The organism is Pseudomonas sp. JAI120, from assembly GCF_014207255.1.
Classification (GTDB): domain Bacteria; phylum Pseudomonadota; class Gammaproteobacteria; order Pseudomonadales; family Pseudomonadaceae; genus Aquipseudomonas.
This window is the reverse complement of record NZ_JACHCZ010000002.1, coordinates 898665-912026: the sequence shown is the minus strand read 5'-3', so window position 1 is coordinate 912026 and position 13362 is coordinate 898665. Positions and strand designations below refer to the sequence as shown.

Here is a 13362-nt window from a genome sequence, read left to right as displayed (position 1 = left end):
TATGTCGTAGGAATCTTCCTTGATAGCTGTATGCATATACAGTTAAGCAGAGCATAGAGGAATAATTTCCTACGTCAAGAACACCGCTGCCTGAGCCGTTCAACTCACTCAAATGCACAACGCCGATGAATTGGAGTTGACGAAATTATTTATAGTTGTACGATGACGTACGACATCAACAAAACCAACAACCTTTCAATAGAAAGTCTTCGCCCAGGGTGTTCGAATAATGAATCCACAAGAACTGAAGTCCATCCTCTCCCACGGTCTGCTGTCTTTCCCGGTGACCGATTTCAATGCCCAGGGTGACTTCCACCAGGCAGGCTATATCAAGCGCCTGGAATGGCTGGCACCTTACGGCGCCACTGCTTTGTTCGCAGCGGGCGGCACCGGTGAGTTTTTCTCCCTCGCCGCCAGCGAATATTCCCAAGTGATAAAGACCGCCGTTGATACCTGCGCCACCAGCGTGCCGATCCTCGCCGGTGTCGGTGGTTCGACCCGCCAGGCCATCGAGTACGCGCAAGAGGCCGAGCGCCTGGGCGCCAAAGGCCTGCTGCTGCTGCCGCACTACCTGACCGAAGCCAGCCAGGACGGCGTTGCCGCCCACGTTGAAGCCGTGTGCAAATCGGTCAAAATCGGTGTGGTGGTCTACAACCGCAACGTGTGCCGCCTGACCGCTCCGCTGCTGGAACGCCTGGCCGAGCGCTGCCCGAACCTGATCGGCTACAAAGATGGCCTGGGTGACATCGAGTTGATGGTGTCGATCCGCCGCCGTCTAGGCGATCGTTTCAGCTACCTCGGCGGCCTGCCGACTGCAGAGGTTTACGCCGCTGCCTACAAGGCCCTGGGCGTACCGGTGTACTCCTCGGCGGTGTTCAACTTCATCCCGAAAACCGCGATGGACTTCTACCACGCCATTGCCAAGGATGATCACGCCACCGTCGCCAAGATCATCGACGACTTCTTCCTGCCGTACCTGGACATCCGTAACCGCAAGGCCGGTTATGCCGTGAGCATCGTCAAGGCGGGTGCAAAAATCGTCGGCTATGACGCAGGCCCTGTGCGCACGCCGCTGACCGATCTGCTGCCGGAAGAATACGAAGCCCTGGCCGCGCTGATCGACAAGCAAGGTCCGCAATAAATTATCCACAAGGCCGCTGAGCAATCAGCGGCCTTTTGCGTCAGGAGAAGATTCGTGTCCCAAGTAAAGCGTTTTGAGAACTACATCAACGGTGAATGGGTTGCCGGCGCCGACTACTGCGTCAACCTCAACCCGTCGGAGTTGTCCGATGTCATCGGTGAATACGCCAAGGCCGACGTCACCCAGGTCAACGCCGCCATCGACGCTGCTCGCGCCGCATTCCCGGCCTGGTCCACTTCCGGGATCCAGGCTCGCCACGATGCCCTGGATAAAGTCGGCAGCGAAATCCTCGCCCGTCGCGAAGAACTCGGCACCCTGTTGGCTCGTGAAGAAGGCAAGACCCTGCCGGAAGCCATCGGCGAAGTGACCCGCGCCGGTAACATCTTCAAGTTCTTCGCCGGTGAATGCCTGCGTTTGTCCGGCGACTACGTGCCGTCGGTACGCCCGGGCGTCAACGTGGAAGTCACCCGCGAAGCCCTGGGTGTGGTCGGCCTGATCACCCCGTGGAACTTCCCGATCGCCATCCCCGCCTGGAAAATCGCCCCGGCCCTGGCCTACGGCAACTGCGTGGTGATCAAACCGGCTGAACTGGTACCGGGCTGCGCCTGGGCCCTGGCGGAGATCATCTCCCGCGCCGGTTTCCCTGCCGGTGTGTTCAACCTGGTGATGGGCAGCGGCCGTGTGGTGGGCGACGTGCTGGTCAACAGCCCGAAAGTCGACGGCATCAGCTTCACCGGTTCCGTCGGTGTGGGTCGTCAGATCGCTGTCAGCTGTGTGTCGCGCCAAGCCAAAGTGCAGTTGGAAATGGGCGGCAAGAACCCGCAGATCATTCTCGACGACGCCGACCTCAAGCAGGCCGTCGAGTTGTCGGTACAGAGCGCGTTCTACTCCACCGGCCAGCGTTGCACGGCGTCCAGCCGCCTGATTGTCACCGCCGGTATTCACGACCAGTTCGTCGCGGCCATGGCGGAGCGCATGAAGTCGATCAAAGTCGGCCACGCGCTGAAAAGCGGCACCGACATCGGCCCGGTGGTTTCCCAGGCCCAACTGGACCAGGACATGAAGTACATCGACATCGGCCAAAGCGAAGGCGCGCGGCTGGTGAGCGGTGGCGGCCTGGTGACGTGTGACACCGAAGGCTACTACCTGGCGCCAACGCTGTTTGCCGACAGCGAAGCCGCCATGCGTATCAGCCGTGAAGAGATCTTCGGCCCGGTCGCCAACGTCGTGCGCGTGGCTGACTACGAGGCGGCACTGGCCATGGCCAACGACACCGAGTTCGGTTTGTCGGCGGGCATTGCAACCACATCGTTGAAGTACGCCAACCACTTCAAGCGTCATTCCCAGGCGGGGATGGTGATGGTCAATCTGCCGACGGCAGGTGTGGATTACCACGTTCCATTCGGTGGCCGTAAAGGCTCGTCCTATGGCTCGCGGGAGCAGGGTCGCTATGCGCAGGAGTTCTACACCGTGGTGAAAACCAGCTACATCGGTTCGTAATACGCAACACCCAGTGGGGGCCGGAGGCCTGCCGGTCCCCACGACAAAAATAGAAAACCATTACCCGCAAAAAAAATAATTAGTGGGAGTACTGCTACATGCAAGCGACCAAGCCGACCCATGTCCGCTATTTGATCCTGCTCATGCTGTTCCTGGTGACCACGATCAACTACGCCGACCGGGCGACCATTGCAATCGCGGGCTCCAGCCTGCAAAAAGACCTCGGCATCGACGCGGTCACCCTCGGTTATATCTTCTCCGCATTCGGTTGGGCCTACGTGGCCGGGCAAATCCCCGGCGGCTGGCTGCTGGACCGATTCGGCTCGAAAAAAGTCTATGCCCTGAGCATCTTCACCTGGTCACTGTTCACCGTGCTGCAAGGCTATGTCGGTGAGTTCGGTGTCTCCACCGCAGTGGTTGCTCTGTTCATGCTGCGCTTCATGGTGGGCCTGGCTGAGGCGCCGTCCTTCCCAGGTAACGCGCGCATTGTTGCTGCCTGGTTCCCGACCGCCGAACGCGGTACGGCTTCGGCGATTTTCAACTCGGCGCAGTACTTCGCCACCGTGTTGTTCGCGCCGTTGATGGGCTGGATTGTCTACAGCTTCGGCTGGCAGCACGTGTTTATCGTGATGGGCGTGATCGGCATCGTGTTCTCGCTGATCTGGCTGAAAGTTATCCACAGTCCGCGCCAGCACCCGATGATCAACGAAGCCGAGCTCAATCACATCGCCGCCAATGGCGCGATGGTCGATATGGATCAGGACAAGGGCAAGGGTAAGAAAACCGACGGTCCGAAGTGGGATTACATTCGTCAGTTGCTGACCAACCGCATGATGCTTGGCGTGTACCTGGGCCAGTACTGCATCAACGGCATCACCTACTTCTTCCTGACTTGGTTCCCGGTTTACCTGGTGCAGGACCGCGGCATGACCATCCTCAAGGCCGGTTTCATCGCCTCGTTGCCGGCGATCTGCGGGTTTATCGGTGGTGTGTTGGGCGGGGTGATTTCCGACTATCTGCTGCGCAAAGGCCATTCGCTGACGTTCGCCCGCAAGGCGCCGATCATTGCAGGCCTGCTGGTCTCCAGTAGCATCATCGCGTGTAACTACGTTGACGTTGAATGGATGGTGGTGGGTTTCATGGCTTTGGCCTTCTTCGGCAAAGGCGTTGGCGCACTGGGCTGGGCGGTCGTATCCGACACCTCGCCGAAACAAATCGCCGGTCTCAGTGGCGGCTTGTTCAACACCTTCGGTAACCTCGCGTCGATCACCACGCCGATTGTCATCGGCTACATCATCAGCACCACCGGCTCGTTCAAGTGGGCCCTGGTGTTTGTCGGCGCCAACGCACTGGTGGCGGTGTTCAGCTATCTGGTCATCGTCGGCCCGATCAAGCGTGTAGTACTCAAAGAGCCGCCAAGCAAGGGGCCTGAGTTGACCAACCTAACCGAAGCGCATTCCTGAGGGGCCCCGTGATGCAGTTGATTGAACATGCCGACTCGCCGCGCTCCATTCGCCTGCACGAGCGCGACAACGTGGTGATCGTGGTCAACGACCAGGGCGTACCGGCCGGGACCGAGTTCCCGGACGGCCTGGTGACCGTGGATTTCATCCCCCAGAGCCACAAAGTGACCCTGGAAGACATCCCCGAAGGCGGTCAGATTATTCGCTACGGCCAGACCATCGGTTACGCCCTGGCGCCGATTCCGCGCGGCAGTTGGGTCCAGGAAGATCAACTGCGCATGCCCACCGCGCCACCGCTGGACAGCTTGCCGCTGTCCACCGAGGTGCCTGAAACCCAGGCACCGTTGGAGGGGTTTACCTTCGAGGGCTATCGCAACGCCGACGGTACTGTGGGCACGCGCAATATCCTCGGCATCACCACCACGGTGCAGTGCGTGACGGGCGTGCTGGACCATGCGGTCAAGCGCATCAAGGACGAATTGCTGCCCAAATACCCCCACGTCGATGACGTGGTGGCGCTGACCCACAGCTACGGCTGCGGGGTGGCGATTACTGCGACGGATGCCTACATCCCGATCCGTACCGTCCGTAACCTGGCGCGCAACCCGAACCTGGGGGGCGAAGCCCTGGTGATCAGCCTGGGCTGCGAGAAGTTGCAGGCCGGGCAGGTGATGCACGACAACGACAGCTCCGTCGACCTCAGCGAGCCGTGGCTGTATCGGTTGCAGGATTCCAGCCATGGCTTTACCGAGATGATCGAGCAGATCATGGACCTGGCCGAAGTGCGCCTGAAGAAGCTCGACCAGCGTCGCCGGGAAACCGTGCCGGCGTCCGAGTTGATCCTGGGCATGCAGTGCGGCGGCAGTGATGCGTTTTCCGGCATCACCGCCAACCCGGCGCTGGGCTATGCCTCGGATTTATTGCTGCGGGCGGGGGCGACGGTGATGTTTTCTGAAGTCACCGAAGTGCGTGATGCCATTTACCTGCTGACTTCGCGCGCAGAGACGAAAGAAATTGCCGAAGAGTTGGTCAGGGAAATGGACTGGTACGACCGTTACCTGGCCAAGGGAGAGGCGGATCGCAGTGCCAACACCACACCGGGCAACAAGAAGGGCGGGTTGTCGAACATTGTCGAGAAGTCCCTGGGCTCCATCGTCAAGTCCGGCAGCAGCGCGATCAACGGCGTGCTGGGCCCGGGCGAGCGCTTCAAAAGCAAGGGCCTGATTTTTTGCGCGACGCCGGCCAGTGACTTTGTCTGCGGCACCCTGCAATTGGCGGCGGGGATGAACCTGCATGTGTTCACCACCGGGCGCGGCACGCCATACGGGCTGGCGATGGCGCCGGTGGTGAAGGTCTCGACGCGTACGGAGCTGGCGCAGCGCTGGCCGGACCTCATCGATATCGACGCCGGGCGCATTGCCACCGGGCGCGCGACCATTGAGGAGTTGGGCTGGGAGTTGTTCCACTTCTATCTGGACGTGGCCAGCGGTAAGAAGCAGACCTGGGCGGAGCATCACAAGCTGCATAACGACATCACCTTGTTCAACCCGGCGCCGATTACCTGAGACCGAGTCGCCTGCATCGGAGCAAGCCCCCCTCTCACACTGAAGGTATTCACCATTCAAACTGTGGGAGGGGGCTTGCCCCCGATAGCGGTCTATCAGGCGCCGTTGGGCTGTATGGCTTATCATTAGCCACCTGACGACGCTCACCAAGGTTCTCCCCGGCATGCTGGCTATCTTCCTCACCACCCTCACCATCACCGCGCCGGTATTCGCCATGCTGTTCCTGGGTGTGCTGCTCAAGCGCATCAACTGGATCAACGACAACTTTATCCACACGGCTTCGTCCCTGGTGTTCAACGTCACCATGCCGGCGTTGCTGTTCCTCGGCATCCTCCACGCCGACCTGCACTCGGCGCTCAAGCCGGGTTTGCTGATCTACTTCTCCATTGCCACACTGGTGAGCTTTGCGCTGGCTTGGGGCTGGGCGATTTTTCGCTGCAAGCGTGAAGACCGGGGCATCTACACCCAGGGCGCGTTTCGCGGCAATAACGGGGTGATCGGCCTGGCCCTGGCCGCCAGCATGTATGGCGACTACGGCATCTCCCTCGGCGCGATCCTCGCGGCGCTGGTGATCCTGTTCTACAACACGCTGTCGACCATTGTGCTGGCGGTGTACAGCCCGGTGATCAAGTCCGACCCGTGGAGTATTTGCAAAAGTGTTGTGGCCAACCCGCTGATCATCAGCGTCATCGTGGCGGCGCCGTTCGCCTATTTTCAGATTGGCCTGCCCGGCTGGCTGGAAAAATCCATGCAGTACCTGGCGGACACCACCTTGCCGCTGGCATTGATCTGCATTGGCGGTACCTTGTCCCTGGCGGCGTTGCGCAAGAGCGGCAATATGGCGCTGAGCGCGAGCTTGATGAAGATGGTCTGGCTGCCGGTGGTCGCGACCTTAGGGGCGTGGCTGCTGGGCTTTCGCGGGCCGGAGTTGGGGATTCTGTTCCTGTACTTCGGCGCACCGACCGCCGCGGCGAGCTTCGTGATGGCCAGGGCGGCCGAGGGCAATCATGAACTGGCGGCGGCGATTATCGTGATCACCACGCTGATGGCGGCAGTGACCACGAATATCGGGATTTTCGTGTTGCAGGCGGGTGGCTGGATCTAGCCTTCTTTCTGATAGGTGTCGATGACTTCCTGCGCCGCCCGAAACGCATCAATCGCCGCCGGTACGCCGGCATACACCGCGCAATGCAGCAGCGCCTCGCGAATTTCCTCCACAGTACAGCCGTTGTTCAACGCGCCACGCACGTGGCCCTTGAGCTCCTGCGGGCACTTGAGTGCGGTGAGGGCGGCCAGGGTGATCAGGCTGCGCGTCTTCAGCGGCAAGCCTTCGCGGGTCCACACGCTGCCCCAGGCATGTTCGTTGACGAAGTCCTGCAGCGGCTGGGTGAACTCGGTGGCGTTGCCCAGGGCGCGGTCGACGAACACATCGCCCATCACCTGGCGACGCATTTCAACCCCGGGCTTTTTCTGATCGGTCATTGCGATTCCCTCTTGTGTTGGCGGCGCCAGGCTCGCAGCGTGCTGAACAACAGGAAAGCCACCAGCACTGGCAGGACGTAATACAGCATCAGTTGTTCAAGCTTGTTGGCCAGGGGCATGCCGGTGGTGAATGACATCACGTGCAGCCCATACGCCAGATACAGGCCCAGCAACACCAGGCCTTCGGCGCGGGTGACGCGGTAGCCGGTATAAAACACCGGCAGGCACAACACCACCACGCCAAGCATCACCGGCAGGTCGAAGTCCAGGGCGTTGGGCGACACCGACAGCGGCGAAGACGCGAGCAGCGCGGTCAGCCCCAATACGCCCAGCAGGTTGAACAGGTTGCTGCCGATCACGTTGCCCACGGCAATGTCCCGCTGGCCGCGCAGGGCGGCAATCAGTGAGGTGGCCAGGCATGGCAAGGAAGTCCCGACGCCGATCAGCGTCAGGCCGATGATGCGCTCCGACAGGCCCAGGTCAGCCGCCACATCCACCGCCGCACCGAGCAGCAAGTGCCCGGCCAGCACCAGGATCAACAGCCCGCCCAGCATCTGCAGCACACTGCTCAGCCAGGGCGCCCGGGCGACGGTATCCAGGGTGCGCGGGCGGCGCGAATGGCGAGTCTGGTAATGCAGCACGCCGAGGTAGGCCAGCAGGGCAATCAGCAGCAACAGGCCATCGACCGGCGTCAGTTCTTCATTGGCCGCCAGGGTAAACACCAGCAACCCGGCGAGGATCATCACCGGAATATCCACGCGCACCAGCTGTCGCGAGACGCGCAGGGGGATGATCAGCGCCGACAGGCCCAGGGTCACGAGGATGTTGAAGATGCTGCTGCCGATCACGCTGCCCACGGCAATGTCGGTATTACCGGCCAGGGTGGCCTGCAGGCTGACGGTCATCTGTGGCGCGCTGCTGCCGAACGCGACGACCGTAAGGCCGATGATCAGCGGCCGCACCTTGAGGCTGGCGGCCAGGCGCACGGCGGCGCGCACCAGAATTTCGGCGCCGATGATCAGCAGCACCAGGCCGCTGACCAGTTCGAGCAGGCTCCAGGGCGAGAGGGCGGTTAATCCGAAAATGGCCAGGGCTCCGTCTTCAATTGCGCAGGGCTTGCACGCGAACGCGTGCGGTGCCACTGCTCAGCATACCCAGTTGCTCGGCAGCCTTGCGTGATAGATCGATCAAGCGCCCACGGGTATGCGGGCCGCGATCGTTGATACGGACCACGACGGATTTGTCGTTGTCGAGATTGGTGACCTTGACCTGGGTGCCGAAGGGCAGTCGCCGGTGGGCAGCGGTCAGGGCGTTCTGGTTGAAGGGTTCACCACTGGCGGTTTTCTTGCCATGGTGCCTGGCGCCGTAATAAGAGGCGGTGCCGGTTTCGTCGTAGCCGTTGGGGTCGATGAGGCCGCTGGCGCAGCCGGCCAGCAGTGAGAACAGGGCTAAAAGGCCGAGTAAACGCTTCATTTCCAAGGTTACCCCTGTATCGAATATGGGCGCGGGCTTATGTGGGAGGGGGCTTGCCCCCGATAGCGTTCTGTCAGGCACAGATGTGCAAGCTGATAGACCGCTATCGGGGGCAAGCCCCCTCCCACAGGGTCCGAGGCAATCATGAAATCTGCCTCGGGCTATTCATCGCAATCAGCCTTCGAGCTTGCTTTTCAGCAGTTCGTTCACCTGTTGCGGGTTGGCCTTGCCTTTGGAGGCTTTCATCGCCTGGCCGACAAAGAAGCCGAACATCTTGCCGCGCTTGGCTTCGTCTGCCGCACGGTACTGTTCGACCTGCTCGGCGTTGGCCGCCAGCATTTCATCCAGCACGGCCGAGATAGCGCCGCTGTCGGTGACTTGCTTGAGACCGCGCTTGTCGATGATCTCGTCGGCGCTGCCTTCACCGTTGGCCATGGCTTCGAACACGGTCTTGGCGATTTTGCCGGAGATGGTGTTGTCCTTGATGCGCAGCAGCATGCCGCCCAGTTGCTCGGCCGACACCGGCGCTTCATCGATCTCCAGGCCTTGTTTGTTCAACAGGCTGCCCAGCTCGACCATCACCCAGTTGGCCGCCAGCTTGGCGTCACCGGCAATGCTCACGACTTTTTCGAAGTAGTCGGCTTGCTCACGGCTCGAAGCCAGCACGCTGGCATCGTAGACCGACAGGCCGAACTGCGCCTGGAAGCGCTCGCGTTTTTGCGGTGGCAATTCCGGCAGGGTGGCGCGGATGTCATTGAGGAACGAATCCTCAAGCACCACTGGCAACAGGTCCGGATCGGGGAAGTAACGGTAGTCGTTGGCTTCCTCTTTACTGCGCATGGCGCGGGTTTCGTCTTTGTTCGGGTCGTACAGGCGCGTTTGCTGGATCACCTTGCCGCCGTCTTCGATCAGTTCGATCTGGCGCCGCACTTCGGTGTTGATCGCTTTTTCGATGAAGCGGAACGAGTTGACGTTCTTGATCTCGCAGCGGGTGCCGTACTCGGCCTGGCCTTTTGGCCGCACCGACACGTTGCAGTCGCAACGCAGCGAGCCTTCGGCCATGTTGCCGTCACAGATGCCCAGGTAACGCACCAGCGCGTGGATCGTCTTGACGTAGGCCACGGCTTCCTTGGCACTGCGCATGTCCGGCTCGGACACGATCTCCAGCAGCGGGGTGCCGGCACGGTTCAGGTCGATACCGGTAGCACCGTTGAACTCTTCGTGCAGGCTTTTGCCGGCGTCTTCTTCCAGGTGCGCACGAGTCACGCCGACACGCTTGATGGTGCCGTCTTCAAGCGGGATGTCCAGGTAGCCCTTGCCGACGATCGGCAATTCCATCTGGCTGATCTGGTAGCCCTTGGGCAGGTCCGGGTAGAAGTAGTTCTTGCGCGCGAACACGTTGTGCTGGCCGATCTCGGCGTCAATCGCCAGGCCGAACATCACTGCCATGCGCACGGCTTCCTGGTTCAACACCGGCAGTACGCCGGGCATGCCCAGGTCTACCAGGCTGGCCTGGGTGTTGGGTTCGGAGCCGAACGTGGTGGCGCTACCGGAGAAAATCTTCGATTGGGTGGCGAGCTGGGTATGAATCTCCAGCCCGATCACAACTTCCCATTGCATAGTGTTCTCCTCAGAAGCCGGTAGGGGTGCGAGTGTGCCAGTCGGTGTTCAACTGGTACTGGTGCGCCACATTGAGCAGGCGGCCTTCCTGGAAATACGGGGCGAGCAATTGCACGCCCACCGGCAGGCCATCGACGAAACCGGCAGGCATGGACAAGCCCGGCAGGCCCGCGAGGTTGGCGGTGATGGTGTAGAGGTCTTCCAGGTACTCGGCAATCGGGTCGCCGGTCTTGGCGCCGATCTTCCAGGCCGGGTTCGGCGTGGTTGGACCGAGGATCACGTCGACTTCTTCAAAGGCCGCCATGAAGTCGTTCTTGATCAGGCGACGGATTTTTTGCGCCTTGAGGTAGTACGCGTCGTAATAGCCGGCGGACAGGGCGTAGGCACCGACCATGATCCGGCGTTGAACTTCGGCACCGAAGCCTTCGCCACGGGAGCGTTTGTACAGGTCGGTCAGGTCCTTCGGGTTTTCGCAGCGGTAGCCGAAGCGCACGCCGTCGAAACGCGACAGGTTGGAGGAGGCTTCCGCCGGCGCGATCACGTAGTAGGCAGGAATCGCGTGCTGGTTGTTCGGCAGGCTGATTTCCTTGACCACCGCGCCGAGCTTTTCCAACTCTTTGACGCTGTTGTGCACCAATTCGGCAATGCGCGGGTCGAGACCGGCGCTGAAGTATTCCTTCGGCACGCCGATGCGCAGGCCCTTGAGCGAAGTGTTGAGGCTGGCGCTGTAGTCCGGCACCGGTTCATCGATGCTGGTGGAGTCCTGCGTGTCGAAGCCTGCCATGCCTTGTAACAAAATCGCGCAGTCTTCGGCCGTGCGGGCCAGGGTGCCGCCCTGATCGAGGCTGGAGGCGTAGGCGATCATGCCCCAGCGGGAAACGCGACCGTAGGTCGGCTTCAGGCCGGTGAGGTTGGTGAAGGCCGCCGGCTGGCGGATCGAGCCGCCGGTGTCGGTGGCCGTGGCGGCCGGCAGGAAGCGCGCGGCAACGGCCGCAGCCGAACCACCGGACGAACCGCCGGGCACGTGTTCCAGGTTCCAGGGGTTCTTCACCGCACCGTAGTAGCTCGACTCGTTGGCCGAACCCATGGCGAATTCGTCCATGTTGGTCTTGCCCAGGGTCACGGCCCCGGCAGCGGCCAGCTTGGCGACCACGGTGGCGTCGTAGGGCGCCTTGAAGTTGTCGAGCATCTTCGAGCCGCAACTGGTGCGAATGCCCTGGGTGCAGAACAGATCCTTGTGGGCGATAGGTGCGCCCAGCAGGGCACCGTTTTCACCGTTGGCGCGGCGTACATCCGCAGCCTTGGCCTGGCTCAGGGCCAGCTCTTCGGTGAGGCTGATGAAGCTGTTGACCTTGGGATCCAGCTCGGCGATACGCGCAAGCAGGGTCTTGGTCAGCTCTTCGGAAGAAAACTTTTTGTCGGCGAGACCGCGGGCGATCTCGGCCAGAGTCATGTGATGCATTGCAGGCTCTTTCCCTTTAGTCGATGACTTTCGGAACCAGGTACAGGCCGTTTTCGACCGCTGGCGCGATGGACTGGTAGGCCTCGCGATTATTGCGTTCGGTCACGACGTCTGCGCGCAGGCGCTGGCTGGCTTCCAGCGGGTGAGCCAGGGGCTCGATGCCGTCGGTATTCACGGCCTGCATTTGGTCAACCAGCCCTAGAATGCTGTTCAGGGCTGCGGTGGTCTGTGGAAGATCGGCTTCATTCAGGCCAAGCGAGGCCAGATGAGCGATTTTTTCCACGTCGGAGCGTTCAAGCGCCATGGGAATCTCCAGTGGAAAACAGAACGGAGGCTGTCCGTGTGTTAGATTGTCGGAACACTACCGCATTTCTACGGTCTTACGGCCGCGATTGTGGGGGTTGGTGCACAGAAAGTCGGCCAATTTAGCACATTGGCGCCTTGCCCAAAATCCCTGTCGTTGTTAGAGTTTGCCGCACTTTTTTACCCACGCGTTGCCTAGGGTCCTTTCCCCATGTTCAAGAAACTGCGTGGCATGTTTTCCAGCGATCTTTCCATTGACCTGGGCACTGCCAACACCCTTATTTACGTGCGCGAGCGCGGTATCGTTCTGAATGAGCCATCGGTTGTGGCCATTCGGACCCATGGTAATCAGAAAAGTGTCGTTGCCGTCGGCACCGAGGCCAAGCGCATGCTCGGTCGAACACCAGGCAATATTGCTGCCATTCGTCCGATGAAGGACGGCGTGATCGCCGACTTCAGCGTCTGTGAGAAGATGCTGCAGTACTTCATCAACAAGGTTCACGAAAACAGTTTCCTGCAGCCGAGCCCTCGTGTGCTGATCTGCGTTCCGTGCAAATCCACCCAGGTGGAGCGTCGTGCCATCCGTGAATCGGCCCTTGGCGCCGGTGCCCGCGAAGTGTTCCTGATCGAAGAGCCGATGGCTGCTGCGATCGGTGCCGGCCTGCCGGTTGAAGAAGCGCGCGGTTCGATGGTGGTGGATATTGGTGGTGGTACCACTGAAATCGCCCTGATTTCCCTGAACGGTGTGGTGTATGCCGAATCCGTACGCGTAGGCGGCGACCGTTTCGACGAAGCGATCATCACTTATGTCCGTCGCAACTACGGCAGCCTGATCGGCGAATCCACCGCCGAGCGCATCAAGCAGGAAATCGGTACCGCTTACCCGGGCGGCGAAGTTCGCGAAGTCGATGTTCGCGGTCGCAACCTGGCCGAAGGCGTTCCACGTGCCTTCACCCTGAACTCCAATGAAGTGCTGGAAGCTCTGCAAGAGTCCCTGGCCACTATCGTTCAGGCTGTGAAGAGCGCCCTGGAGCAATCGCCGCCGGAACTGGCTTCCGACATCGCCGAGCGAGGCCTGGTGCTGACCGGTGGTGGCGCCCTGTTGCGCGACCTCGACAAGCTGCTGGCCCAGGAAACCGGCCTGCCGGTGATCGTCGCCGAAGACCCGCTGACCTGCGTTGCCCGTGGTGGCGGTCGTGCACTGGAAATGATGGATAAACACACCATGGACCTGCTCTCCAGCGAATAAGATCGTTGGTTGCACCATGTTTCGCCCGCAGGCAGCACTTTGCAGTGCTGCCTGTTGGCGTTTATCGTCTTCAATCTGCATCCAGGCCGGTTAGATGCCGTATG

Annotated in this window: 12 protein-coding genes; 6 read left to right on the top strand and 6 right to left on the bottom strand. The window is 61.0% G+C overall.

Annotated elements, in window-relative coordinates; translation table 11 throughout:
• Nucleotides 1-229: 229 nt before the first annotated feature.
• From kdgD to HDC32_RS16015, 5 genes are all read left to right on the top strand, one after another.
• Nucleotides 230-1141, top strand: a complete 912-nt coding sequence (gene kdgD / locus HDC32_RS16035; RefSeq protein WP_027604837.1) for a 5-dehydro-4-deoxyglucarate dehydratase — start codon at nucleotides 230-232, stop codon at nucleotides 1139-1141.
• A 54-nt stretch (nucleotides 1142-1195) separates the two neighbouring features.
• Complete coding sequence (locus HDC32_RS16030) at nucleotides 1196-2641, top strand: aldehyde dehydrogenase family protein (protein WP_027604836.1); 1446 nt, start codon at nucleotides 1196-1198, stop codon at nucleotides 2639-2641.
• Nucleotides 2642-2739: 98 nt separating this feature from the next.
• Complete coding sequence (locus tag HDC32_RS16025; RefSeq protein ID WP_131698442.1) at nucleotides 2740-4104, top strand: MFS transporter; 1365 nt, start codon at nucleotides 2740-2742, stop codon at nucleotides 4102-4104.
• Between the two features lie 11 nt (nucleotides 4105-4115).
• Nucleotides 4116-5669, top strand: a complete 1554-nt coding sequence (gene garD / locus HDC32_RS16020; protein WP_184744648.1) for a galactarate dehydratase — start codon at nucleotides 4116-4118, stop codon at nucleotides 5667-5669.
• Between the two features lie 163 nt (nucleotides 5670-5832).
• Complete coding sequence (locus HDC32_RS16015; RefSeq protein ID WP_131698440.1) at nucleotides 5833-6774, top strand: AEC family transporter; 942 nt, start codon at nucleotides 5833-5835, stop codon at nucleotides 6772-6774.
• On the opposite strand, the gene HDC32_RS16010 is transcribed toward HDC32_RS16015, so the two are convergent.
• The 6 genes from HDC32_RS16010 to gatC all read right to left on the bottom strand — a co-directional run bounded on the left by HDC32_RS16010 (nucleotide 6771) and on the right by gatC (nucleotide 12010).
• Nucleotides 6771-7151 carry a carboxymuconolactone decarboxylase family protein gene (locus tag HDC32_RS16010; protein ID WP_065924306.1) on the bottom strand — a complete coding sequence of 127 codons (381 nt, stop codon included), beginning with the start codon at nucleotides 7149-7151 and terminating at the stop codon, nucleotides 6771-6773. The two genes, HDC32_RS16015 and HDC32_RS16010, sit on opposite strands and share 4 nt — an antisense overlap.
• A complete protein-coding gene (locus HDC32_RS16005) occupies nucleotides 7148-8194 on the bottom strand; it encodes a calcium/sodium antiporter (protein ID WP_184744938.1) in 1047 nt (348 codons plus the stop codon). The genes HDC32_RS16010 and HDC32_RS16005 overlap by 4 nt, the downstream gene beginning before the upstream one ends.
• Before the next feature lie 58 nt (nucleotides 8195-8252).
• Nucleotides 8253-8624, bottom strand: a complete 372-nt coding sequence (locus HDC32_RS16000) for a septal ring lytic transglycosylase RlpA family protein (protein ID WP_131698439.1) — start codon at nucleotides 8622-8624, stop codon at nucleotides 8253-8255.
• A gap of 174 nt (nucleotides 8625-8798) precedes the next feature.
• The gene (gene gatB, locus HDC32_RS15995; protein WP_131698438.1) at nucleotides 8799-10244 is read right to left on the bottom strand and encodes an Asp-tRNA(Asn)/Glu-tRNA(Gln) amidotransferase subunit GatB; all 1446 of its coding nucleotides are present in this window, start codon (nucleotides 10242-10244) and stop codon (nucleotides 8799-8801) included.
• Between the two features lie 10 nt (nucleotides 10245-10254).
• Entirely contained in the window at nucleotides 10255-11706 is a 1452-nt protein-coding gene (gene gatA, locus HDC32_RS15990; RefSeq protein WP_131698437.1) for an Asp-tRNA(Asn)/Glu-tRNA(Gln) amidotransferase subunit GatA, read from the bottom strand.
• 16 nt (nucleotides 11707-11722) lie between these two features.
• Nucleotides 11723-12010, bottom strand: coding sequence for an Asp-tRNA(Asn)/Glu-tRNA(Gln) amidotransferase subunit GatC (gene gatC / locus HDC32_RS15985; RefSeq protein WP_003171764.1), 288 nt, complete (start codon nucleotides 12008-12010; stop codon nucleotides 11723-11725).
• 210 nt (nucleotides 12011-12220) lie between these two features.
• Between gatC and mreB the strand changes: the two genes are divergently transcribed.
• Nucleotides 12221-13258 carry a rod shape-determining protein MreB gene (gene mreB, locus HDC32_RS15980; protein WP_002555108.1) on the top strand — a complete coding sequence of 346 codons (1038 nt, stop codon included), beginning with the start codon at nucleotides 12221-12223 and terminating at the stop codon, nucleotides 13256-13258.
• The last annotated feature ends 104 nt before the right edge of the window (nucleotides 13259-13362 follow it).

Bases quoted from the DNA above. Each gene is read 5' to 3' on its own strand.
- kdgD (WP_027604837.1), top strand. From the start codon at position 230: ATGAATCCACAAGAACTGAAGTCCATCCTCTCCCACGGTCTGCTGTCT.
- HDC32_RS16025 (WP_131698442.1), top strand. From the start codon at position 2,740: ATGCAAGCGACCAAGCCGACCCATGTCCGCTATTTGATCCTGCTCATG.
- garD (WP_184744648.1), top strand. From the start codon at position 4,116: ATGCAGTTGATTGAACATGCCGACTCGCCGCGCTCCATTCGCCTGCAC.
- HDC32_RS16015 (WP_131698440.1), top strand. From the start codon at position 5,833: ATGCTGGCTATCTTCCTCACCACCCTCACCATCACCGCGCCGGTATTC.
- HDC32_RS16010 (WP_065924306.1), bottom strand. From the start codon at position 7,151: ATGACCGATCAGAAAAAGCCCGGGGTTGAAATGCGTCGCCAGGTGATG.
- HDC32_RS16000 (WP_131698439.1), bottom strand. From the start codon at position 8,624: ATGAAGCGTTTACTCGGCCTTTTAGCCCTGTTCTCACTGCTGGCCGGC.
- gatB (WP_131698438.1), bottom strand. From the start codon at position 10,244: ATGCAATGGGAAGTTGTGATCGGGCTGGAGATTCATACCCAGCTCGCC.
- gatA (WP_131698437.1), bottom strand. From the start codon at position 11,706: ATGCATCACATGACTCTGGCCGAGATCGCCCGCGGTCTCGCCGACAAA.
- gatC (WP_003171764.1), bottom strand. From the start codon at position 12,010: ATGGCGCTTGAACGCTCCGACGTGGAAAAAATCGCTCATCTGGCCTCG.
- mreB (WP_002555108.1), top strand. From the start codon at position 12,221: ATGTTCAAGAAACTGCGTGGCATGTTTTCCAGCGATCTTTCCATTGAC.